Raw genomic sequence first — 21,851 nt, forward strand, 5'->3', positions numbered from 1 at the left:
TAGGAAAGGAAAAAGAAATACCAGAGCTAGTTTAGTTCTAACTCTGGTATTAGGTCCAACTTTGTGGGGTCACCTTATATTAGGATTGGGAGGTTTTTGTGTTATAATATTTTTAGGAGATTTTATGTTTAAGATATTTGTGGTTGATGATAGCCAGATAATTTCAGAAAAATTAAAAAATGAGCTTGAGAAGTGGGGTTTTGAAGTCGCCCTTGTGTGTGATTTTGAGAAGGTTTTTGATGTTTTCAAATCAGAAAAACCGGACCTTGTAGTCATGGATATTGGCCTTCCTTTTTATGATGGGTATTTTTGGACGAGAAAAATTCGTGATATCTCAAATGTTCCAATAATATTTTTATCTTCCAAGGAAGATACTATGAATAAAATCATGGCCATGGAAATGGGAGCGGATGATTTCGTGAGTAAACCCTTTGAAATGGACCTTTTACTAGCAAAAATCAAGGCACTTTTAAGGAGGGCTTACGATTATAAGGAAAATCTATCTAGGCTTGAAATTAGGGGCCTAATTCTTGATTTAAAGTCAATGTCAATTAGTTTTGGTGAAAAAAGTCTTGAACTTTCCAAAAATGAATTTAAAATATTGGAAACCCTTATGGTAAATAAGGGAAATGTTGTCTCTAGAGATAAGCTAATGACAAGTTTATGGTCCACAGATATTTACATCGACGATAACACCCTAACAGTCAATATTTCTAGACTAAGAAAGTCTTTGGCAGGTCTTGGGGTAGATGATTTTATAAAAACTAAGCAGGGATATGGTTATTATGTTGAAGCTTAAAAATTTTTTGAAGGAAAATAAGGTATCTTTTATTTTCTTTTTTATTATTAGCCTTACTTATTTGTTGGTTTTCATAAGTTTCAACCTAGAAAAATTTCCAATAGTTTATGGGTTTTTGATAAGCTTTTTTATTTTTTTAGCCTATTTTCTCTATAAGTATTTTAACCAAGAGGTACCAACCTTTGCAGAAATTTCAAAAAATCCAAGCCAGAGGGAAAAAATTATCCTAGATGAATTAGAAAGTCTCGATAAGAAGTACAAGGACCTATTACTTGCCTATAATGAAATGGAAGGCGATCTTAGGGATTTTTATGGGCTGTGGATTCATGAAATAAAAACGCCTATAGCTGAAAACAAGCTCATCTTAGCTGATAATCAGCCAGACCTTGAATTACTTATAAAAAACAACAAGAGGATCGAAGATTATTTAAACATTCTCCTTGGCTTTGTAAGGTACAATTCAAAAACCAATGACTATGTCTTTAAGGATGTAAGAATTGAATCTGTGGTTAAGGAAATAATCAGAGAAAAGTCTTACGATTTTATTTCCAAAAAAATTAGTTTGGATGTGGGCGACCTTGGATTTATGACTGTAAGTGATGAAAAATGGCTAGGATTTATTATAAGTCAGATTTTAAATAATGCTTTGAAATATACACCAGAAGCTGGCATGGTAAAAGTGTATTTTGAGAAAAATTTCCTTATTATAGAGGATAATGGGATTGGCATTAAGGCCTCTGACTTGCCGAGAGTTTTTGAAATGGGTTATACAGGTGAAAATGGCAGGAAACTTGGTTCTTCTACTGGACTTGGACTTTATCTTGTAAAATCCATAGGTAAGGACCTAAACCTAGATATAAAAATTGAATCAGAAGAGGGGAAATTTACAAAAATCACGATAGATTTTCCAAAACTTACAAAATTGTAAGATAAGGGGTCTCTTTGTAAGCTAGGCAAAGGGACTTATTTTTATAAAGCCTTTATAATTATATTATGAGAGGTGAAAATATGTTAGAAATAAAAAACTTAAGAAAAATTTATAAGGAAAATTCAGAAAACGCAGTGACAGCCCTAAAGGATGTGAATTTAAAAGTCGAGGACGGTGACTTCCTAGCCATCATGGGTGAGTCTGGATCAGGAAAGACCACACTTTTAAATATTATTTCCCTTATTGATAAGGAAAGTAGCGGACAAATTTTCCTTGATAAGAAGGAAATTCTGTCCTTATCTGATAAGGAAAAGTCAGATTTTAGGAGGGATAATTTTGGCTATATCTTTCAAGATTTTAATCTTTTAGATAATTTTGATGTGAGGGAAAATATCCTTTTGCCCCTTGTTTTAAGAGAAGAAAATCCAGAAAATTTTGAGGATAAGCTTATGCCTATTGTCAATAAGCTTGGGATTGCTGAACTTTTAAATAAGTATCCCGCAGAAATATCCGGTGGCCAAAAGCAAAGGGTGGCTGTAGCAAGGGCCTTAATTATTAATCCCAAAATAATTTTGGCAGATGAACCAACAGGCCAACTTGATTCTTCATCAAGTGAAGACTTGCTAAATTATTTTGAAAAAATAAACCAAGATGGGAATACAATTCTCATGGTAACCCACTCAAATATTGCAGCTTCCTTTGCTAAAAGAGTTTTATTTATTAGGGACGGCAAGATTTTTAATGAAATTTATAAGGCAGATGACAGCAGAGATCAGTTTTATAAAAGAATTTCAGATTCATTAAACTTTCTAAGGGCGGGTAAAAATGAAACTCACTAAGCGTCTTGCCCTAGATGGGATTAGAAAAAATAAGGAAGTTTATCTTCCATATATTTTGATTTACGGATTTATGGTTTTTTCATTTACTTCGATTTTGCTTTTAATGAATGCCGATACTTTAAAAGATTTTTACGCCATGTCTAGCATCTACTATATATTGAAAATTGCTATTTATGTAATGGGGATTTTTTCGCTGATATTTTTATATTATTCGGATGGATTTTTATTAAATAAAAGACTTAAGGAAATCTCCCTCTATGCGATTTTAGGTCTTAATAAAAAATATCTTTCAAAAATCTTAGCCTTAGAATCATTGATAATATCTGCCTTGGGATATTTAATTGGTATAATATCAGCTTCAGTAATATATAAATTGCTAGAAACAATTTTTTTGAAGCTTATGCTAATGGAAGGAAATTTCTACCTAAGTTTTGCTAGAGATGCTTATATAATTAGCTTCTTGGTTTTTGCAGGAATTTCTCTACTAATTTTATTAACCAGAATTATAAAAATAAAAAGAAAATCAATTCTCGACTTATTTAAGGAAGAAAAAACCTTTAAAAGGCCAAGGGGGATGGTTTTAAGTGCGTTTGTATCATTAATTCTGCTTGGGTCTGGATATTACTTAGCCCAAACTATAAACAATCCTTTAAGGGCTCTTAGCTACTTTTTCTTGGCGGTTATTCTTGTAATGATAGGAACATTTTTCCTTTTTTCATCACTTTCTATAGTGATTTTAAAAATGATGAAGGCTTCCAAATCTTATTACAAAACTGAAAAATTTATCTCAGTTTCTAGCCTAATTTTTAGGTTAAGGTCAAATGCCAAGGGACTTGGATCAATTACAATCATGTCTACAGCTGCCATTATTTTATTATCATCAGCCATAGCTCTTTATAGGAGTGTTGAGGATGTGGGAAGTAGACAATATCCAAGAGATGTTGGTCTAGCTTCTGTTGATGAGTATTCTATTGACCAGGTTAAAAAAATCATCAAAGAAAATAATTTAGAAGCAAAAAATATTCAAGACTACAAAAATATGCCTCTTGTCTTTGAAAAAGATGGAGATACCTTTAAGGCTAGGAGAGAACGCTATGCCTTTGAAAACCCAAATGCAATGGATGATAAGGCAATGGGAATACTCGTGGAAGTCAATGACGGATCAATAGCAGAAGCTTCGAATTTAAAAGATGAGGAGTTTTTACTTTATAAATCCCCTAAATTGGATGATCTTTCAGAACTTGATATAAATGGCCAAAAATTAAGGAAAAAGTCAGATATTAAAGATTTCCAATATAAAAATTCTGGAAATACTTCAATAGTGTCCTATATGTTTGATTTTTATTATCTAATAGTTAAAAAATTGGATAAAAACCTAAGTATAGGTGAAAATAAAATAGTTCATGTCTATAATTTTGACCTAAGTAATGAGGATATGGCGATTTTTAAGGAAAAAACTAAGGATGTCCAAAACGAATTTGGCATAGGCTTTCATGATGATTTTGTTTTGGAAGGATACAAACTCTATGGGGCAATATTTTTTGTAGGAATATTCTTAGGATTAATTTTTATGGTGGCAACTGGCCTAATAATTTACTACAAGCAAATCCAAGAGGGTTTTGCAGATAAAAATAAATATGAATCTTTGAGGAAACTTGGCATAGGCGAAGAAAAAATCAAAAAAACTATAGATAAGCAAGTTCTGGTATTTTTCTTCCTACCTCTGATTGTTGCAGGCATCCACGTAGGCTTTGCCTTTAAGATGATTTCAAAAATCTTTGTCATGTTAGGATCTGTAAATGAATCAATAAAAATAACATCCTTTATAATAGGTTTTGTAATATTTGCTCTTTTGTATTTGATTTATTACAAATTAAGTTCCAGGGAATACTATAAGTTAATCTCATAAAATTTCGGCTCTTTCGAGTCGATTTTTTATTTTGCTTTAAAATCTTGACCAAAGAAGGCTCGAGAGTTATATTATAGGTATTAAGGAGTCTAAATGCAGAAAAAATCACTAATTAAAAATTATTTAAAATATCTAATACCTACCATCACGACCATGACCTTATTTTCGACCTATACCATGGTGGATGGTATTTTTGTTGGTAGGGGTGTTGGTAGCGAGGGTTTGGCAGCTGTAAATATTTCTATGCCCTTTGTGACCCTGGCTTTTGCCTTTGCAATTTTAATTTCAATCGGATCTTTAAACCTTATTGCCCACGAAAAGGGTAGGCAAAATAAGGAAGGTGCCGATGAATTTTTTAGCCTTGGCGTGGCTATTTCAGTAATCTTTGCCCTGGGTCTTTCTATTGTAGGTTTTATTTTTATAAATCCCCTTGTAAGATTTTTGGGCGCAGAAGGCCACATGGTAGAAATGGTTAAGGAATACTTATCTATCATTATTTTCTTTTTGCCTTTTTATCTTACATCCTATGTTTTTGAGATAATGGTAAAGGCGGATGGAAGGCCATCTATTACAACTGTTCTTATGCTTATGTCAGCTCTTACAAATGTGGTTCTTGACTATATTTTTATCTTCAAATTCCATTGGGGATTATGGGGAGCAGCTGTGGCGACAGGTTTGGCACAGACTATTCCAACAATTGGCTATTTGATTTACTTTTTATCACCAAAGTCTTATTTGAAATTCAGAAAATTTAGGGTCAAGGCCTTTATGTTTAAGGAAATTTTTTTCTATGGCTTTCCTGCATCCTTATCAGAGCTTTCGACAGGATTTTGTATTTTGGTCTTTAACCTTGCTATTGGTAGGCTTTATGGGGAAGTGGGACTTGCAGCCTTTTCTGTAATTGCCTATGTAATGACCTTTGTGGTAAATACCATGCTTGCAATTAACCAGTCAAGCCAACCACTCTTGGGCTTTTATTACGGAGCGGAAGAATACGACAACATTCCAATTATTAGAAAATATATGCTAAGATCAGTTGCTATTCTTTCCCTAATAATGGTGGGGGCTATAGAATTGTGGCCAGAGTTTTTCATAAATGTATTTTTGACTGATGTGACAGCTGACTTTATGGTTTTTGCCTCAAAGTCACTTAGGATTTTTGCTATAAGTTTTTTAATCCTAGGCTTTAATATAACAAACGGAGGCTATCTTACAGCTGTTGGCAAGCCAAGGTTTGACTTTATCATAACCCTTCTTAGGGGCTATGTATTTGTGACACTTTTTGCTTATTTTGTTGCAAATTTCATGGCAAAAGAAGCAATTTGGTATGTCCTAATTGCATCAGATTTCCTAACTATGGTTATTTCTATATTTTTGATAAGAGAAGAATTAAACGAATTAAAAAAGGCAAAGCTAATCCTCTAGGCTTGGCTTTGCCATTTTTTACTAGATTTTGAAATTGCTATAGAATTTTTTTGAAAATAAAATAATAAAACTTGACAAGACTTAAAACTTATCCTATAATATAAAAGTAAGCTTGAGAGGGAGAAACCCTAAAGCAAGTGAAAATCCAAAAAATATTGGATTAGACTTTACAAAAGCAAATAAAAATGTTATAATACTTGTATGCGGATGTGGCTCAGTGGTAGAGCATCGCCTTGCCAAGGCGAGGGTCGCGAGTTCGAATCTCGTCATCCGCTCCATTTTTTATTTGGCGCCATAGCCAAGTGGTAAGGCAGAGGTCTGCAACACCTTTACCCCCAGTTCAAATCTGGGTGGCGCCTCCAAAATATCCCCAGATGGGGATTTTTTTATTGAAAGGATTTTTATGTTAGTTATTTCCTATAAGGCAAGCGATGATTTTAAAAATTTTCTAAGGGAAAATGAATTTTCCTTCATAGAAACAATAGCCAATCCCAATTTAGATCCAAGGATTAACGACCATCCGGACTTGTCCTTGTTTAAAATTGATGAAAAAACTATAGTAGTAGATGAAGCTGTCTTTTCATATTATGAGGAGAAATTAGTGGGCTTTAACTTAATCAAGGGAGAGAATCTTGGCGGAAAATACCCTCAAGACGCCCTTTATAATTTAGTAAGATTTAAAGATTTTTATATCCACAATGTTTTTACAGAAAAAAATATAGAAAATTTCCTTATAGAAAAAGGTCTTTCTCATCTCAAAGTCAACCAAGGCTATACCAGGTGTTCTCTAATTCCTCTTGGAGATTTGCTAGTAACAAGCGATTATGGAATCTATAAGGCTCTAAAAAATAAGGTCGATATAGAATTAGTCGATAATGACAAGGTCATCCTAGATGGCTTTGACCAGGGATTTTTAGGTGGAACTTGTGGTTTGGTTGGAAACCAGCTAATTTTTAGTGGAGATATTTCTAGGCACAAGGCCTTTTATAAGATAGAAGAAATTTGCAAAAATAAAAATATAGATATTATTTATCCAAAAACAGAACTTATAGACCTGGGTTCTATCATTGAAATTTAAGCCTCTAATATGGGGCTTTTTTCTTTGCTAAATTATCGTATAATATACCTAGCTAAAGAGATATAGGAGAGAGATATGAAAATTGTAAAACCATCAACCATAGCCGGAGTTATGGAACTTTTGCCAGAAGACCAGCTGGCTTTTGACAAGATGAAAAATATTATAGAAGAAACTTATAAAAAATTTCAATTTTTGCCAATTGATACCCCGGTTATAGAAAAAAATGAAATACTTTTTGCAAAGGGTGGGGGAGAAACAGAAAAGCAAATATATGAAATTGCCTCTGAAACCAGGGATATGAGCCTTAGGTTTGACCTAACAGTGCCTCTTGCAAGGTATGTGGCAGAGCATTTTGCTGATTTAAATTTCCCTTTTAAACGCTATCACATAGCCAAAGTTTATAGGGGAGAGAGAAACCAAAAGGGCCGCTACAGGGAATTTTACCAATGCGATATTGATATAATCGGACATAACAACCTAGCCATAGCCAACGACGCAATCCCACCAAGGGTTATCTATGAGATTTTCAATAAACTTGACACACCAGATGTGACTTTCAGGATAAATAACAGAAAGCTTCTAAATGGATTTTTAAATGCTATGGATATTACAGATACAACTGACGTCCTAAGGCTTATCGATAAAAAAGATAAGATTGGTATGGAAAATACAAGAGATGAGCTTCTAGACTTAGTCGATAGCGAAAAGGCAGGCAAAATCCTTGCCTTTATAGGTTCAGATTTGACAAATAAAGAGCTTTTAGAAAAATTAACCGACTTTGTAGATAACGACCTATACAGAGAAGGCCTTGACGAATTAAAAACTGTCTATTCCTACATGATCCACCTTGGTATTCCTGATACTAATGTCAAAATCGACCCAGCTATCACAAGGGGTCTTGATTATTATACAGGCACAGTTTATGAAACTTTTATAAATGGCTATGAATCAATTGGTTCTGTATCTTCAGGTGGTCGCTATGAAACCCTTGCAGCAAACTTTTCTAAACAAGCCCTCCCAGGTGTGGGTATGTCAATCGGTCTTACCCGTTTATTCTACCAATTAAAGGAAATTGGTCTTGTGGATGAAAAAGAATCTAGACTTACAGATATACTTGTAATTCCAATGAGCGATGAAGAAAACTTCTACGCTATAGATATCTTAAATAAGCTTCATGAACAAGGAAAGAGAGCTGATATTTATCTAGAAGGCGGAAAACTTAAAAAGAAATTCTCCTACGCTGATAAGGTTGGTGTAAAATATGCCTATATCATCGGCCAAAACGAGAGAGAAGAAGGAAAAGTTACTGTAAGAAATATGGAAACAGGCGACCAGGACCTCGTTGATTTTGATAATATATAAGAAAGCAAAAAGAGCTTAAGTCGAAAGACTTAGCTCTTTTTTTCTTGTAAATTGTTTTTAGTTTAAAATATTTTTATTAGTCTATTGTAACAACTTTACCTGGGTTTAGGATCATGTTTGGATCGAATACTTTCTTGATGCCTCTCATTAGGTCTGTGTTGAGTTTGCCTTCGTATTCTGCTAGGTATTTTAATTTACCGTGACCAACACCGTGTTCGCCTGATAATTGTCCGCCAAATTCATAAGCTTTGGTGTAGATTTTTTCCATGAAGTCGTGAACTTGTGCATTAAATTCGTCTAATTTATCTTCTTCATTTGAAACTGTGTAGATGTGAAGGTTGCCGTCGCCAGCGTGACCGAATGATTGAACGTCAAAGTCATATCCTTCGCCAATTTCATTTACATAATTGATAAATGGAGCGATTTTGTTAATTGGAACTACTACGTCACATTCGTCGATTAGTTTGTATTGGCTATCGATTGCTTCAAGGAAAGAGCTTCTTGCTGCCCAAGCATCTTTGATTGCATTTGGAGTATCAGCAACAAGAACATCTATAGCTCCGTTTTCAACTAATAATTCAGCTGCCTGTTCCATTAGGCCATCAATTTCGTCTTCGTTATCGCCATCAAAGGTGATTAGAAGGTAGGCATTAACATCTGTGCCCTCGATATTTTTAGGGAAGGTTTCCTTGCCAATGTATTTTTCAGAAGCAAGAATAATCTTTCTTTCCATAAATTCGATAGCTTGTGGTTTAAGGTTAGCTCTGAATAAAACTGGAACTGTAGCTATACATTCATCAAGAGATTCAAATGGAACTATTAAAGAAATGGTGTGTTTAGCTTGAGGAACGATTTTTAGGGTTAATTCTGTGATTATACCAAGGGTTCCTTCAGAACCTACCATTAGGTCTTTTAGTGAATAGCCTGTAGATGTTTTAGAAACAACGGCACCAAATCTTGTGACTTCGCCAGTAGGAAGAACAACTTCCATAGCTCTTACATAGTCTCTAGTTGTACCGTATTTAACAGCTCTCATACCACCAGCGTTTGTAGAAACATTGCCGCCTAGGGTAGCAAATTTTTCACCTGGATCAGGTGGGTACATATAGCCTTTTGTTAGACAATCTTCAGCAAGGTCGTGTAAGTAAACACCTGGTTGAACTCTAACAACCAAGTTATCAAGGTCGTATTCAAGGATTTGGTTCATATCTTGCATATCAATCATAACTCCACCATTGATAGCAACACCAGAACCAACTAAACCAGAACCAGCACCACGTGCTAGAACAGGAATTTTGTTCTCGTTACAAATTTTCATAATATTTGAAACGTCTTGTGTAGACTTAGCAGCAATAAGAACTTCTGGTTGGTAAGAACCGTAGATTGGCATCTCGTCGTGGTAGTAGTCTTCGTTGATATCGTCGGCAGTATAAACTTTACCTTCAACGTTTTCCCTAAATTTGTTAATGATTTCTTCACTAACTTTGTTGTAATCTGTCATATTACCTCCTAATAAAATAACAATTTCATTTGCTTGTGATTAGATTATAACAAATAATTTAACAATGTGCAAAATTAAATATTTTTTGCAATGATTTTATCTTTGTTAAATGATAAGAAAACGATTGAATTAGAGGCCTGAAAAGGTATAGTTAAAATGAGAGCTTATGTGCAGAAGTTTTCTAAAGATTGAATAATATTCAACTTTAGATTAATTTGCAGCAAGATTTTTCCTTGAAATAAAGGGCAAAGCTTCTTAAATCATAAGTGGAAGTCTAGTTTCAAAAAAGACTTTGATTTTTATTTGACAATTACGAAAATGATTGTTAAGATAATAACAGTAGGATAATAATGTATGGATGTTTAATCCAAAGTCAAAATTATAAGGAGAGAAAATGTATAAATTAACTGAAGAACAATTAGAAATGCAACAAATGTTTAGAGACTTCGCCGAAAAAGAAGTAGCACCTATAGCTATTGAAATCGACGAAAATCACAGATTCCCAGAAGAAAACGTAGCTAAAATGCAAGAGCTAGGCTTCTTTGGTATCCCATTTGATGAAGAATACGGTGGAATTGGTCTTGATACACTTACATATGTACTATGCGTTGAAGAATTATCTAAGTGCTGTGCATCTACAGGCGTTATCGTATCTGCTCATACATCTTTATGTGCTGATGCAATCAATAAATTCGGTACAGAAGAACAAAAAGAAAAATACCTAACTCCACTTGCTTCAGGTGAAAAATTAGGTGCTTTCGCTCTAACAGAACCAGATGCTGGTACAGATGCTTCAGGACAAAAAACAGTAGCTGTTAAAGACGGTGACGAATACGTTCTTAACGGTACAAAAATCTTTATAACAAACGCTGGTCACGCTGATACTTATGTAGTATTTGCAATGACAGATAAATCTCAAGGTACAAAAGGAATTTCAGCTTTTATAGTTGAAAAAGGAACACCAGGTTTTGACTTTGGTTCTAAAGAAGACAAAATGGGTATCAAAGCTTCTTCAACAATGGAATTAGTTTTCCGTGATTGTAGAGTTCCAGCAGAAAATATGCTTGGCGAAGAAGGCAAAGGCTTTAAATATGCTATGCAAACTCTTGACGGTGGTAGAATTGGTATAGCAGCTCAAGCACTTGGTATTGCAGAAGGCGCATTAAACAAAGCAATCAAATACGTTAAAGAAAGACAACAATTTGGTAGACCAATCGCTAAATTCCAAAATACACAATTTAAACTAGCTGAAATGGCAATAGACATAGAATCTGCTCGTCACCTAGTTTATAAGGCGGCAACACTTAAAGATGCTGGCGAAAGCTACACTGTAGCAGCAGCAGAAGCTAAATTAAAAGCAGCAAGAGTAGCAATGGACGTTACTACAAAGGCTGTTCAATTATTCGGTGGTTACGGCTACGTTAAAGAATACGAAGTTGAAAGAATGATGAGAGACGCCAAGATAACAGAAATTTATGAAGGTACTTCAGAAGTTATGTTAATGGTTGTTGGCGGAGCATTATTAAGATAAGATAAATCGAAAGGAGAAAATATATGAACATATTCGTATGTGCAAAACAAGTTCCGGATACAAATGAAATCAAAATTGATCCGGTTACAAACACACTAATTAGAAAAGGCGTTCCAAGTATCCTTAATACTTACGATGCTTTTGCTCTTGAGCAAGCTCTAAGAATCAAAGACAAAGACCCAGAAGTTAAGATTACAGTAATCTCAATGGGACCTCCACAAGCAGATCAAATGCTTAGAGATTGTCTAGCAGTTGGTGCTGACAATGCTTACCTAGTAACAGACAGAAAATTCGGTGGTTCTGATACACTAGCTACATCTTATATCCTTTCAGAAGCTATCAAAAAAGTAGCTGAAACTGAAGGCCAACCAGACATGGTATTTTGTGGACTACAAGCTATCGATGGTGATACTGCACAAGTAGGACCAGAACTTGCTGAACACTTAGACCTTCCACAAGTAACTTATGGTTACACTGCAGAAGTAAATGAAGAAGGACTAAAAGTTCTTAAAGAAGTTGAAGGCGGAGCACTTGAAATCCAAATGACTCTTCCAGCACTTGTTACATTTACAAAATACGGTGACGAAGAATTAAGATATCCAAAAATCAAAAACAAACTAAAAGCTAAAAAAGCTAACATAGAACAAATTACTTTTGAAGAACTAAAAGATTCTATAGACGAAACAGCTATCGGTCTAAAAGGTTCACCAACAAGAGTAAATAAATCTTACACACCAACAGTTGAAAAAGTTGGCGAAATGTTTGAAAATATGGAAGCTGATGAAGCAGCAGATAAGCTAATTGCAGCATTAGCTGATAAGAAGCTTATTTAAGGAGGGACTATGTCAGAAAATAAAAACCTATGGGTATTAGTTGAAACTAAGGAAGACGGATCAGCTGTTAATGTAGGCCTTGAATTATTAAATCCAGGTAGAAGAATGGCTGACACACTTGGTGGAAAATTAGTAGCAGTTATAATTGGTGAAGAAGTATCAAAGGCTAAGGAAGAAGTAAAAGATCACGGCGTTGATGCAATAATCACATGCGAAGGCGAAATATATAAAGAATACAATACAGATGTTTACGCTAACGCTGTATGCAAATTAGTTGAAAATCACAATCCAAATACAATCCTAATCGGTGCAACAAACCAAGGTAGAGACCTAGGTCCAAGAGTATCTTCTAGACTACACACAGGTCTTACTGCAGACTGTACAGAACTTGACGTTGACGCTGAAACAGGCAACGTACAATGGACAAGACCTGCCTTTGGTGGTAACCTAATGGCACAAATTCTTTGTCCAGATTCTAGACCACAAATGGGTACAGTACGTCCAGGCGTATTCCCTAAAGAAGCATTTGGTAGAAAAGACAATATCGAAGAAATTGAAGACAATATAGAATATACAGGCGAAATTAGAACTAAGATTCTTAACTTCATCCCAAGAGACGAAGGCGATGATGTAGACTTAGTTGGTGCTGAATATATCGTATCTGGTGGACGTGGACTAGGTGAAGCAGCTAACTTCAAAATCATTGAAGAATTAGCAGAAGCACTTGGAGCTACAGTTGGTTCATCACGTGCAGCAGTAGATGCTGGATGGATCTCACACTCTCACCAAGTTGGCCAATCAGGTAAGACTGTAGGACCAAAGGTATATATAGCAATAGGTATTTCTGGAGCTATCCAACACTTAGCTGGTATCAATGCATCAGATACAATTATTGCTATTAACAAAGATCCAGATGCGCCTATCTTTGATGTAGCTGATTATGGCATAGTTGGAGATTTATTCGAAATAGTTCCAGCCCTAACAGAAAAAATCAAAGCTAGAAAGGCCTAATATAAAAATTAAACCACTATTTTCTCAAATAGTGGTTTTTCTTTTATAGATTAATAAAACCTATAGTTAGTTGGTAGAAAATCGTTTGTAAATCTTGTTAAAAAATATACAAAAAAAGATTGACAAAAAAATATCAACTGTTATAATATAAGTATAAGAAGAGAAATTGGGTATAAAGTTTATGGAAGCTTTGTACTAAGAAAAATTTGTAAACGATTTAATTCGAAGGGGGATGGATGACTTACAAAACTGTAAAATATGAAGTTAATGGTCACATAGCAAAAATAACTATCAATAGACCAGAAGCTTTAAACGCACTTAACTCAGAAGTATTAGACGAACTAAACACACTATTAGATGAAGTTAGAGCTAACAAAGATCTTAGGGTAGCAATCCTTACAGGTGAAGGCAGAAGCTTTGTTGCAGGTGCAGACATTAAAGAAATGTCAACACTTACAGCTATAGAAGCTAAGGAATTTGGTTACAAAGGTCTTCACGTATTTAGAAAACTTGAAAGCCTACCAATTCCAGTTATAGCACAAATTAACGGATTTGCTCTTGGTGGTGGATGTGAAATCGCTATGAGCTGTGATTTTAGAATCGCAAGCGATAAAGCTTTATTTGGTCAACCAGAAGTAGGTCTTGGTATTACTCCAGGTTTTGCAGGGACCCAAAGACTTCAAAGATTAGTAGGACCAGGTTATGCAAAATATCTAATTTATACAGCAAATAACATCAAGGCTGACAAGGCTTACGAAATTGGCCTAGTTCAAGAAGTAGTAGAAGCTGACAAACTTGAAGAAACTGTACAAAAACTTGCAGAAAAAATCGCTTCTAACGCACCAGTTGCAGTTAGAGCTTCAAAAGAAGCTATAAACGTAGGTGGTCAAGTAGATATAGACAGCGCAATCAAAGTTGAAGAAAACTTATTTGCCCTAACCTTCTCAACAGAAGATCAAAAAACAGGAATGAACGCTTTTATCAATAAAGGTAAAGCTGAATTTGAAAATAAATAAAGGAGATTTTTAATGAAAATAGGTGTAATCGGATCAGGAATCATGGGTGGCGGTATTGTAGAAACTGCTGCTAAAAATTATGAAGTTGTTGTAAGAGATATCAAAGATGAATTTCTAGATGCTTGCAAGGCAAGAATAGAAAAATCTTATACAAAATTGGTATCAAAAGAAAGAATGACTGAAGAAGCTAAAGAAAAAGCTCTAGCAAACATTTCTTACACAACAGAAGTTAAAGATTTAGCTGATTGTGACATAGTAATTGAAGCTGCAACAGAAAATCCAAAACTTAAAAAAGATATATTTAAAGAATTAGACGAAGTTGTTAAAGAAGGCGCAATCCTTGCTTCAAATACATCTTCACTTTCAATTACAGACATAGCAGCTGTTACAAAAAGACCTGAAAAAGTAATTGGTATGCATTTCTTCAACCCAGTTCCAGTTATGAAACTTGTTGAAGTTATCAGAGGTCTTCACACATCTGACGAAACAAACCAAGCAATCTTTAAACTAGCTGAAGATCTTGGTAAACAACCTATCGAAGTTAAAGAAGGTCCAGGATTCGTAGTTAACAGACTTCTTATCCCAATGATCAACGAAGCTGTTGGCGTATTAGCTGATGGTCTTGCAAGTGTAGAAGATATTGATAAGGGTATGCAACTTGGCGCAAACCACCCAATGGGACCTCTTGCTCTAGGAGATTTAATCGGTCTTGATACATGTCTTGCTATTATGGAAGTTCTTTACAATGAATTTGGTGATAGCAAATATAGACCATGCCCACTATTAAGACAAATGGTAAGAGCTGGAGACCTTGGTAGAAAAACAGGCAAAGGCTTCTACGATTATAGCAAATAAGATAAATAGATTTTAAGAAAAACTAAAGGAGAAATTATGACAAGAAAAGTAGTTATAGCAAGTGCAGCAAGAACACCAGTTGGTGCTTACGGCGGAGCATTTAAAACAGTTTCAGCAAGAGAATTAGGTGCAGTAGCAGCTAAAGAAGCAATCAAAAGAGCTGGCATCAAACCAGAAGATATAGATGAATCAATCCTTGGTTGTGTACTTCAAGCAGGTAACGGCCAAAATATCGCAAGACAAATCGCACTAGACGCAGGTATTCCAATTGAAAAACCAGCAATGACATTAAACATCGTTTGTGGTTCAGGTCTTAGATCTGTTTCTCTAGCAGCTCAAATGATTATCGCTGGTGACTGTGATGTTGTTTTAGCTGGTGGTACAGAATCAATGTCACAAGCTCCATACCTTCTAACAGACGAAAGATGGGGAGCAAGAATGGGTGATAAAAAAGTTGTCGATGAAATGATCAAAGACGGACTTTGGGACGCATTCAATGACTACCACATGGGAGTTACTGCAGAAAATATAGCTGAAAAATTCGGTCTAACTAGAGAAGAACAAGACGAACTTGCTGCAGACAGCCAACAAAAAGCAGCAAAAGCTAGAGCTGAAGGAAGATTTAAAGACGAAATCGTACCAGTAGAAGTTAAGGGTAGAAAAGGCAAAGTAACAGTAGTTGACACTGATGAATACATCAAAGAAGGCGTTACAAAAGAAAGCATTTCTGGCCTAAGACCAGCTTTCATCAAAGACGGTACAGTTACAGCAGCTAACGCTTCTGGTATCAACGACGGTGCAGCTTGCCTAGTAGTTATGAGTGAAGAAAAAGCTAAAGAACTTGGCGTTACTCCACTTGCTACAATTGTAAGCTACGCTACAGAAGGTGTTGATCCAAAAATCATGGGTACAGGCCCAATCCCAACAGTTAGAAAAGCTCTAGAAAAGGCTAACCTAACACTTGAAGACATCGATCTAATCGAAGCTAACGAAGCTTTCGCTGCTCAAGCTTTATCAGTAATCAAAGAACTAGGTCTAAACACAGACATAGTTAACGTAAACGGTGGAGCTATTGCTATTGGTCACCCAGTTGGTGCATCAGGAGCAAGAATTCTTACAACACTTCTATATGAAATGCAAAAGAGAGACTCTAAAAAAGGTATCGCAACACTTTGTATAGGTGGCGGTATGGGTACTGCAGTTATAGTAGAAAGATAAGATAAATTTTAAGGTATGCAGGTAGTTCTTATCTGCATGCCTTTTTTTGTTAATTTTCGATAAAATATTAAAAAATTTAATAAAGATTGATAATAATTTTCAATTATGGGTATAAAGTTAATATCATAAGAAAACGATATTATAAAAGGGGTTTATATGGATTTTAAAAAATTATATGAAGAAAAATTAATCACAGCTAAAGAAGCAGCAGCTATGGTTAAGGACGGCGACTGGGTAGAAATGGGTTGGTGTGCCCTAACACCAGTTGACTTCGATAAGGCCTTAGCTGAAAGAGTAAATGAATTAAAAGACGTAAAAGTAAGAGGAGGAATCCTTGCTTACAATTCACCTTTAGCCACAGCTGATCCTACAGGAGAACACATTACCTACCATTCTTGGCACTCATCAGGTATAGAAAGAAAATTAATTAATTCAAAAGACTACAACGCTTTCTTTATTCCAATCAAATACAGCGAGCTACCAAGATATATCAGAGAAAATGCTCCAAAAGCTGCAGTTTCTGTATTCCAAGTTAGTCCAATGGATAAGCACGGAAACTTCAATTTTGGTGTATCTGTAAGTCACGCTATGGCATCATTTGAAACAGCTGATAAGGTAATACTAGAAATAAATGAAAATGTTCCAAGAGCACTTGGTGGATATGATAACTTTATAAATATCAAAGATGTTGACTATGTTTTTGAGTCTTCAAATTATCCGATGCTAACACTTCCAAAAGCTTCATTTGGTGAAGAAGAACTTAAGGCAGCAAGCTTCGTAGTAGATATGCTTCGTGATGGAGACACTATCCAAATTGGTATAGGTGGTCTTCCAAATGCTATAGGTTCAGAAATTGCTAAATCTGACCTAAAAGACCTCGGAGTTCACTCAGAAATGTATGTTGATGCCTTTAGAGAAATGGCCCTAGCAGGCAGGATTACTGGACGTAAGAAGAATATAGATGTTGGTCGCCAAACTTACGCTTTCGCTGCAGGTAGCCAAGAGCTTTACGACTATATAGACGATAATGAAGAGCTAATGGCAGCTCCAGTTGACTATGTAAATGATATTGACGTAATAGCATCTCTTGATAACTTTGTTTCAATCAATACAGTTTTACAAGTGGACCTTTGGGGACAAATTTCTGCTGAATCTATTGGAACTAAACACATATCAGGTGCAGGCGGAGCCCTAGACTTTGTACTTGGTGCTTATAGGTCAAAAGGCGGTAGATCAATAATTGCCCTTAACTCTTCAAGAGTAGACAAGGACGGTAAGAGAATTTCAAACATCGTTCCAACCTTCGCACCAGGCACCCAAGCTACAGCTGTAAGATCTAACACCCATTACATTGCAACAGAACAAGGTATTGTAAACTTCAAAGGTCTAACAACCTGGCAAGCAGCAGAAGCCCTTGTAAGTCTAGCCCACCCAGACAATAGGGATGAGTTAATCAAGGCAGCAGAAGATATCGGTATTTGGAGAAATACTAATAAGAGAATCTAAGAATTTTAAAAACCAGAGCGGGATTAATCCTGGCTCTGGTTTTTCTTTGCTAATTTACTTATCAAGGACTTTATCTTCATAAATGGCCTTATATAGGGATTTTAGGCGTAATTTTTCATCTTTCTTATTAATTAGAATAAAAAGTGAATTGTTAGATGCTCCTTGGATAATATATTCGATTTTAATTTGGTTTTGATTTAAGACATCAGAAATTATATAAAGTGCCTTGGTCATTTGGTCTTTTAGACCCTCGCCAACTATAGCAATGGATTTTAGAAAATCTCTAACTACAAGTTCATCAAGGTCAAAGGAATTGTTTATTGCATTTACTATAGAAGATTTTTTTGAGCTGTCCTCCAGATATTCGCTCCTAACGAGGATGGAAATAGAATCTATTGAAGTAGGAATATGTTCAACTGGTATGTGCATATATTGGAAAATATCAAGGACGTTTTTGATATAACCGACCTTCCTATTCATCAAATATTCAGTTATTTTAAAGGAAGTAAATTCTCCAACATCGCTCATTCCGATAATAGGGTTATTATCCACATCTGGCCTTTCCTTTGAAATAATTGTCCCGCCCTCATTTGGATTGTTGGTGTTTTTGACATGGATTTCAATATCTGTATCAAGAAGGGGCTCAACAGCATCTTCTTGGAAAATCTCAAAACCATTGTAGGAAAGTTCTTTCATTTCGGCATAGGAAATATTTTTAATCGGCGCAGGCTTATCAAAAAGGCTAGGATTTGCTGAATAAATATAGGTCATATCTGTATAATTTTCGTAAATATCGCAGCCAAGACTTCTAGCAAGGATAGCTCCGCTTATATCTGAGCAACCCCTAGAGAAGGTAAGCCTATCGCCATCCTTATTGTAGCCATAAAAACCAGGCACAACTAAGAGCTCATCCCTATCCTTAAATTTTCCGATATTCTTATAGGTCTCATCTAAAATATTTACATCATTTAGACTGTATTCAAGGACAATTCCCAAATCTTTTGGTGACATATAGGTGGCTTTGATTCCGATTTTATTCATGTAGGCTGCAATAAGCCTTGCATTAAAGTCTTCGCCTGAAGATTTAATGGCGTTTTCCAAATAAAAATCATCCTCAATACTTGATAAAAATCCTAGAAGTATTTCTTTAAAAGATTCCACTAATTTTCTATCAAGACACAAAACTTCAGAGATTTCTGTGTACCTGAGGACAATCATATCCAAGGTTTTTATGTAAGTTGGGCTTTGTGATTTATATTCTTCAAAAAGGCTGATTAAAAGGTCTGTCACCTTTATATCTGCCTTAAATCTCTTTCCTGGGGCAGAAACGACAATAGCCCTTATATTTTCATCATTTTTTACGATTTGTCCTACTTTTTCTATTTGACTGGCTGAGGCTACAGATGAGCCCCAAATTTAGCTGTTATTTTCATATCGTTCTCCTAATTGGCACTATTATACTACATTCGGTATTAAAATAAAAATATTTGCATAAATATTATCAAAAATTTGACAAAAGGACTAATATCTGATAGACTGATAAATAATTAAAGATTTAGCCAAGGGGTCGCGGTTACAATGAGTAGGTAACGAAAGGTCTAACCGCCGAAATACATGGTATTGGTCATAGGTCGAATAGGTCTATGATTGTCAGCAAGATTTGCCAAATCTTGCTGGAGTACTTGCTAAGTCAGGCGAAAGGGAAATCATGGGCCTTTTGCCCGTGATTTTTTTCGTATGGAGGATATATGCTTAAGAAAAATTATGCAAATATAGATGGAATGCTCCATATTGGTGGACTTTCTGTAGAATATTTAAGGAAAAAATATGGGACGCCCCTTTACATATATGATCAAAAACTAATTAAGGATACAGCAAGAGCTTTTAGGGAAAATTTCAAATCAGAAATTTTTGCAAGTGAGATAAGCTATGCTTCAAAGGCAGGGTCAAACTTGTATTTACTAGGTCTTATTAAAAACGAGGGGCTTTTCCTTGATACGGTTTCTATCGGAGAGATGTATATAGCACTTAAGGCGGGTTTTGATCCTAAAAAAATCCACCTCCATGGTAATAATAAGACTGAGGAAGAGCTCATTTTTGCCATAGAAAATAAGATAGGGACTATAATTATAGATTCTTATGAGGAATTTTTATTCTTAGAAGAAATCCTAAAGGAAATGGACGAGAAAATGGATTGTCTTTTAAGGATTAATCCTGATGTAAAAACCTCAACCCATAAGTATATCCAAACATCAAACGCAGATTCCAAGTTTGGGATAAATATCAGGGATGAAAAAATAGAATCCTATATCAAGGAAATTACCCAAAGCCAATTTGTAAATTTACTCGGTTTTCACGCCCACATAGGCAGCCAAGTTATGGAAGTTGGATTTTTTGAGGAAGAAGCTAAAATCCTCTTTGATTTTACAAAGAAAATGCAAGACCTCACTGGCCAAAGTTTTAGTCATTTGAACTTAGGCGGCGGTTTTGGGGTCAGACAAAATAAAAATGATAAGGAATTTGATTTAGAAAAGTTTTTACGAGACTTTGCGAAAATAATTGAGGAAAAGATTAAGGATTATAAGCTTGAAATCACAAGGGTTGGCATCGAGCCAGGTAGGTCTATGATTAACCAGGCTGGAACGACGATTTATAGTGTGGGTAGTGTCAAGCACACCCTTGAAGGCCTCCCACTTGTTTTTATCGATGGGGGTATGTCTGATAATATAAGGCCAAGCCTTTATGGGGCCAAGTACGATGCATTAATTGCAAATAGACTTGACGATAAAAATTATGAAAAATTTAGGGTTGGAGGCAAGTTTTGCGAATCGGGAGACATTTGGATAGAAGAAACCGACCTTCCTTATCCAAAAAGAGGGGATATACTTGCTATTGAAAACACCGGAGCCTATTCATTGGCGATGACTTCAAATTATAATAAACTTCCAAAACCGACTGTGGTTTTTGTTGAAGATGGCAAGGATTATCTTGCAGTAAAAAGAGAAACTTTAGATGATTTAATAAAAAATGATTGTGAATATAAAGGAGAATAAGATGGCAAATGTAGCAGTTGTTGGTGCAAGTGGATTAGTTGGAAGCAAGATTAGGGATATCCTAGAGGAAAGAAATTTCCCGGTTGATAGGCTTTTTGCCTTCGCTTCAAAAAAGTCAGTAGGAAAAGAAATTGAGTTTCAGGGAAAGAAAGTAATCATTGAAGAATTAAAGGAAGATTCCTTTGATAATAGGGGAATTGATCTAGCCTTATTTGCGGCAGGTGGAAGTGTTTCAGAAAAATATGTGCCTTTGGCTGTAAAAAACAATATCAGGGTTGTTGATAATTCTTCATGTTTTAGGATGGATAAAGACGTGCCACTTGTAATTCCAGAAGTGAACCCTAGTGACATTAAGAAAAGAGATATGCTAATAGCAAACCCAAATTGTTCTACAATCCAATCTGTCCTTGCTATTGCGAATATTTATCAAGAATACGGCATAGATAGAATTGTTTACAATACCTATCAGGCGGTTTCTGGTGGTGGTGAAAGAGCTCTTGAAGACCTATATGAAAAGAAAAATGACCACTGGAAATATAAAATTTATGACAATTTACTTCCTCAAATAGATTCTTTCTTAGATAATGGCTATACAAAAGAAGAGATGAAAATGGTTAACGAATCTAGAAAAAATTTGGGAGATGATTCTATAAAAATTACAGCCACAGCCATCAGGGTCCCAGTTTCTAACTCTCACGGGGTTTCTATTAATTTAAAACTAAAGAAAGACTTTGACTTAGAAGATATTAGAAAAATATTATCAAGCACACCAGGTCTTATTGTAGAAGATGACATAGCAAATGAAATTTACCCAATGCCAGCTACTTCAAGCGGTAAAGACGAGGTTTTTGTCGGTAGGATTAGGAGAGATTTCTCTTGTGACAATAGCCTAAATTTATGGTGCGTTGCAGACAATATTAGAAAGGGTGCAGCCCTTAACGCTGTACAAATCGCAGAACTTTTAGTAAAGGAGTAATGATGATATTC

General features: G+C 35.3%; 18 protein-coding genes, 2 tRNA genes and 1 riboswitch. Of the genes, 18 read left to right on the top strand and 2 right to left on the bottom strand.

Annotated features, from left to right (window positions below; genetic code table 11):
- Positions 1–124: 124 nt before the first annotated feature.
- From AC1EJ5_RS09145 to hisS, 9 genes are all read left to right on the top strand, one after another.
- Entirely contained in the window at positions 125–799 is a 675-nt protein-coding gene (locus tag AC1EJ5_RS09145) for a response regulator transcription factor (RefSeq protein WP_479815824.1), read from the top strand.
- Complete coding sequence (locus AC1EJ5_RS09150; RefSeq protein WP_479815826.1) at positions 777–1,727, top strand: sensor histidine kinase; 951 nt, start codon at positions 777–779, stop codon at positions 1,725–1,727. The genes AC1EJ5_RS09145 and AC1EJ5_RS09150 overlap by 23 nt, the downstream gene beginning before the upstream one ends.
- 80 nt (positions 1,728–1,807) lie before the next feature.
- Positions 1,808–2,566 (top strand): ABC transporter ATP-binding protein, encoded by a 759-nt coding sequence (locus tag AC1EJ5_RS09155; RefSeq protein WP_479815828.1) that lies wholly within the window; start codon positions 1,808–1,810, stop codon positions 2,564–2,566.
- A complete protein-coding gene (locus AC1EJ5_RS09160) occupies positions 2,553–4,475 on the top strand; it encodes an FtsX-like permease family protein (RefSeq protein ID WP_479815830.1) in 1,923 nt (640 codons plus the stop codon). Before AC1EJ5_RS09155 ends, AC1EJ5_RS09160 begins: the two co-directional genes overlap by 14 nt.
- Positions 4,476–4,568: 93 nt before the next feature.
- A complete protein-coding gene (locus AC1EJ5_RS09165; protein WP_479815832.1) occupies positions 4,569–5,900 on the top strand; it encodes an MATE family efflux transporter in 1,332 nt (443 codons plus the stop codon).
- A gap of 203 nt (positions 5,901–6,103) precedes the next feature.
- Positions 6,104–6,178 (top strand) — tRNA-Gly (locus tag AC1EJ5_RS09170).
- A gap of 10 nt (positions 6,179–6,188) precedes the next feature.
- Positions 6,189–6,262 (top strand) — tRNA-Cys (locus AC1EJ5_RS09175).
- Between the two features lie 41 nt (positions 6,263–6,303).
- Entirely contained in the window at positions 6,304–6,978 is a 675-nt protein-coding gene (locus AC1EJ5_RS09180; protein WP_479815834.1) for a DUF6873 family GME fold protein, read from the top strand.
- Between the two features lie 75 nt (positions 6,979–7,053).
- Positions 7,054–8,340, top strand: a complete 1,287-nt coding sequence (gene hisS, locus AC1EJ5_RS09185; protein ID WP_479815836.1) for a histidine--tRNA ligase — start codon at positions 7,054–7,056, stop codon at positions 8,338–8,340.
- Between the two features lie 76 nt (positions 8,341–8,416).
- On the opposite strand, the gene AC1EJ5_RS09190 is transcribed toward hisS, so the two are convergent.
- Positions 8,417–9,841, bottom strand: a complete 1,425-nt coding sequence (locus tag AC1EJ5_RS09190; RefSeq protein WP_479815838.1) for an FAD-binding oxidoreductase — start codon at positions 9,839–9,841, stop codon at positions 8,417–8,419.
- A 394-nt stretch (positions 9,842–10,235) separates the two neighbouring features.
- On the opposite strand from AC1EJ5_RS09190, the gene AC1EJ5_RS09195 reads away from it, so the two are divergent.
- The 7 genes from AC1EJ5_RS09195 to AC1EJ5_RS09225 all read left to right on the top strand — a co-directional run bounded on the left by AC1EJ5_RS09195 (position 10,236) and on the right by AC1EJ5_RS09225 (position 17,811).
- On the top strand, positions 10,236–11,372 hold the full coding sequence (locus tag AC1EJ5_RS09195; protein WP_479815840.1) for an acyl-CoA dehydrogenase: 1,137 nt from the start codon (positions 10,236–10,238) through the stop codon (positions 11,370–11,372).
- Positions 11,373–11,395: 23 nt separating this feature from the next.
- On the top strand, positions 11,396–12,205 hold the full coding sequence (locus AC1EJ5_RS09200; RefSeq protein WP_209772898.1) for an electron transfer flavoprotein subunit beta/FixA family protein: 810 nt from the start codon (positions 11,396–11,398) through the stop codon (positions 12,203–12,205).
- 9 nt (positions 12,206–12,214) lie between these two features.
- A complete protein-coding gene (locus AC1EJ5_RS09205) occupies positions 12,215–13,216 on the top strand; it encodes an electron transfer flavoprotein subunit alpha/FixB family protein (protein ID WP_223417743.1) in 1,002 nt (333 codons plus the stop codon).
- A gap of 236 nt (positions 13,217–13,452) precedes the next feature.
- Positions 13,453–14,232, top strand: coding sequence for an enoyl-CoA hydratase-related protein (locus tag AC1EJ5_RS09210; protein ID WP_308653120.1), 780 nt, complete (start codon positions 13,453–13,455; stop codon positions 14,230–14,232).
- Between the two features lie 12 nt (positions 14,233–14,244).
- Positions 14,245–15,087 carry a 3-hydroxybutyryl-CoA dehydrogenase gene (locus AC1EJ5_RS09215; protein ID WP_223417741.1) on the top strand — a complete coding sequence of 281 codons (843 nt, stop codon included), beginning with the start codon at positions 14,245–14,247 and terminating at the stop codon, positions 15,085–15,087.
- 36 nt (positions 15,088–15,123) lie between these two features.
- Positions 15,124–16,305 carry an acetyl-CoA C-acetyltransferase gene (locus AC1EJ5_RS09220; protein ID WP_308749010.1) on the top strand — a complete coding sequence of 394 codons (1,182 nt, stop codon included), beginning with the start codon at positions 15,124–15,126 and terminating at the stop codon, positions 16,303–16,305.
- A gap of 156 nt (positions 16,306–16,461) precedes the next feature.
- Entirely contained in the window at positions 16,462–17,811 is a 1,350-nt protein-coding gene (locus AC1EJ5_RS09225) for an acetyl-CoA hydrolase/transferase C-terminal domain-containing protein (RefSeq protein WP_479815843.1), read from the top strand.
- A gap of 54 nt (positions 17,812–17,865) precedes the next feature.
- Here the strand turns inward: AC1EJ5_RS09225 and AC1EJ5_RS09230 are convergent, their stop codons facing one another.
- Complete coding sequence (locus AC1EJ5_RS09230) at positions 17,866–19,227, bottom strand: aspartate kinase (RefSeq protein ID WP_479815873.1); 1,362 nt, start codon at positions 19,225–19,227, stop codon at positions 17,866–17,868.
- Between the two features lie 137 nt (positions 19,228–19,364).
- Positions 19,365–19,503, top strand: a riboswitch (Lysine riboswitch).
- Positions 19,504–19,559: 56 nt separating this feature from the next.
- On the opposite strand from AC1EJ5_RS09230, the gene lysA reads away from it, so the two are divergent.
- Both lysA and AC1EJ5_RS09240 read left to right on the top strand, forming a co-directional pair.
- A complete protein-coding gene (lysA, locus tag AC1EJ5_RS09235; protein WP_479815845.1) occupies positions 19,560–20,864 on the top strand; it encodes a diaminopimelate decarboxylase in 1,305 nt (434 codons plus the stop codon).
- Position 20,865: 1 nt separating this feature from the next.
- A complete protein-coding gene (locus AC1EJ5_RS09240) occupies positions 20,866–21,840 on the top strand; it encodes an aspartate-semialdehyde dehydrogenase (RefSeq protein ID WP_479815847.1) in 975 nt (324 codons plus the stop codon).
- Positions 21,841–21,851: the final 11 nt, after the last annotated feature.

The organism is Anaerococcus sp. C0059F3, assembly GCF_056590475.1.

Bases quoted from the DNA above. Each gene is read 5' to 3' on its own strand.
- AC1EJ5_RS09180 (WP_479815834.1), top strand. From the start codon at position 6,304: ATGTTAGTTATTTCCTATAAGGCAAGCGATGATTTTAAAAATTTTCTA.
- AC1EJ5_RS09240 (WP_479815847.1), top strand. From the start codon at position 20,866: ATGGCAAATGTAGCAGTTGTTGGTGCAAGTGGATTAGTTGGAAGCAAG.
- AC1EJ5_RS09145 (WP_479815824.1), top strand. From the start codon at position 125: ATGTTTAAGATATTTGTGGTTGATGATAGCCAGATAATTTCAGAAAAA.
- AC1EJ5_RS09150 (WP_479815826.1), top strand. From the start codon at position 777: ATGGTTATTATGTTGAAGCTTAAAAATTTTTTGAAGGAAAATAAGGTA.
- AC1EJ5_RS09160 (WP_479815830.1), top strand. From the start codon at position 2,553: ATGAAACTCACTAAGCGTCTTGCCCTAGATGGGATTAGAAAAAATAAG.
- lysA (WP_479815845.1), top strand. From the start codon at position 19,560: ATGCTTAAGAAAAATTATGCAAATATAGATGGAATGCTCCATATTGGT.
- AC1EJ5_RS09195 (WP_479815840.1), top strand. From the start codon at position 10,236: ATGTATAAATTAACTGAAGAACAATTAGAAATGCAACAAATGTTTAGA.
- AC1EJ5_RS09215 (WP_223417741.1), top strand. From the start codon at position 14,245: ATGAAAATAGGTGTAATCGGATCAGGAATCATGGGTGGCGGTATTGTA.
- AC1EJ5_RS09220 (WP_308749010.1), top strand. From the start codon at position 15,124: ATGACAAGAAAAGTAGTTATAGCAAGTGCAGCAAGAACACCAGTTGGT.
- AC1EJ5_RS09165 (WP_479815832.1), top strand. From the start codon at position 4,569: ATGCAGAAAAAATCACTAATTAAAAATTATTTAAAATATCTAATACCT.
- AC1EJ5_RS09210 (WP_308653120.1), top strand. From the start codon at position 13,453: ATGACTTACAAAACTGTAAAATATGAAGTTAATGGTCACATAGCAAAA.
- AC1EJ5_RS09155 (WP_479815828.1), top strand. From the start codon at position 1,808: ATGTTAGAAATAAAAAACTTAAGAAAAATTTATAAGGAAAATTCAGAA.
- AC1EJ5_RS09205 (WP_223417743.1), top strand. From the start codon at position 12,215: ATGTCAGAAAATAAAAACCTATGGGTATTAGTTGAAACTAAGGAAGAC.
- AC1EJ5_RS09200 (WP_209772898.1), top strand. From the start codon at position 11,396: ATGAACATATTCGTATGTGCAAAACAAGTTCCGGATACAAATGAAATC.
- hisS (WP_479815836.1), top strand. From the start codon at position 7,054: ATGAAAATTGTAAAACCATCAACCATAGCCGGAGTTATGGAACTTTTG.
- AC1EJ5_RS09225 (WP_479815843.1), top strand. From the start codon at position 16,462: ATGGATTTTAAAAAATTATATGAAGAAAAATTAATCACAGCTAAAGAA.
- AC1EJ5_RS09190 (WP_479815838.1), bottom strand. From the start codon at position 9,841: ATGACAGATTACAACAAAGTTAGTGAAGAAATCATTAACAAATTTAGG.